Origin of the sequence: Corallococcus sp. CA047B (assembly GCF_003612065.1) — a bacterium.
Taxonomy (GTDB): domain Bacteria; phylum Myxococcota; class Myxococcia; order Myxococcales; family Myxococcaceae; genus Corallococcus; species Corallococcus praedator.
This window is the reverse complement of the sequence record NZ_RAWD01000654.1, coordinates 1-1268: the sequence shown is the minus strand read 5'-3', so window position 1 is coordinate 1268 and position 1268 is coordinate 1. Positions and strand designations below refer to the sequence as shown.

General features: G+C 69.6%; 1 protein-coding gene. It reads left to right on the top strand.

Annotated features, from left to right (window positions below):
- Positions 1–86: 86 nt before the first annotated feature.
- Positions 87–1268: DUF2380 domain-containing protein (locus D7X74_RS41960; RefSeq protein ID WP_120538468.1), on the top strand; the 1182-nt coding region annotated here is incomplete at its 3' end.

The following is a 1268-nucleotide window of genomic DNA, read 5'->3' as shown; positions in this document are numbered from 1 at the left end:
GGGGACGGGTGGCACGCTGCTCTTCCCCACGCCGGAAGGGACGCTGCGGCCGGGGGCGTTCGCCTCGGTGGGCCTGGGGGTGGACGATGCGCGCTGACGCCCTGGTGCTGACGCTGGTGCTGCTGGCCACGGGATGCGCCTCCGTGTCGCAGGTGCCTGGGCGTGGCCGAAGCTTGAGCTACGCGCCGCGAAAGGCCTCCTCGCCCGCGTGGGTCGATGCTCCGAACGATGAGCCTTTGCACGCCCGGAACTCCCTCCCGCGCGCTCTTGCCGGGCCCGAGCAACGGCTCCTGCGCCGCCAGCAGTCGCGTGACGACGTGACCGCCGTGGGAGACAGCGTTGTCGGGGGCGAGGCCCGGAGCGCTGCATTGACGCGGCAAGCAGTCCTCGACGCCACGAACGAAGTGAAGACCTCCCTGCGCAACGTCGAGGCCGCGTTCACCCAGCTGGCGGCCCGTCCTCCAGACCTTTGGGGCTTTAGCCTCACCGGCGTCTTCACGCGCTACCTCGACCAGGGCTCCAAGCAGGTGACGTGGCTTCAGGGCGCGCTTGGGAGCGCCACCGTCTTGACGGATGCGGCCTCGGAAGTCGGCGACACGGACATGGAACTGGGCCTCCTGCGGATGACGGGGCCGAAGCTCCAGGCGGCCCAATTCGGGACCCTCCTGCTGGCCACCTGGGTGGACTTCCTGCACCTCGCGGACGCCGTGCTCCGCAACTGCCCCATGTGCAGCGTCGAGAAGCTCTTCGTGGACCTTCATCGCGTGCAGGGGCTGATGGAGCCCACGCTCACGGACCTCGCCTCACTGGACCCGGAGCGGGTGGAGGCGGCGACGACCGCGATGCCCGAGCTGATGGGAAAGCTGACGCGTGAGTTCGACACGCTCCAGCGGGAGACCCGCGAGACCCTGAAGCTTGGCGGGCAGGTCATCGCGGCGATGCAGGCGGTGGAGATGGTCACGATGATCTCCACGATGAAGATGGCCATGCCACGCGTGCCGCCCTCGGCCCCCATGACGCTGGGCGTGGGCCTCGTGATGAGTTCGGGTGGCGTCATGGTGGGCTCGCGGATGGTGGTCTCCGCCGAGTGGGTGGAGATGATGCGAAGGCTCGTGCAGGCGGGCGTCATCTCCGTTCCCGCCGTCGGTGCGGCCGTCCTCATTCAGGGCGGACAGGTCACGATGGCCCAGGCTCACCAGGACCTGCCCAAGGGCGTGCGCGACGCGCTGGGGGACAGCCCGGAGGTGCGTGGCATGCAGGTGACGGGC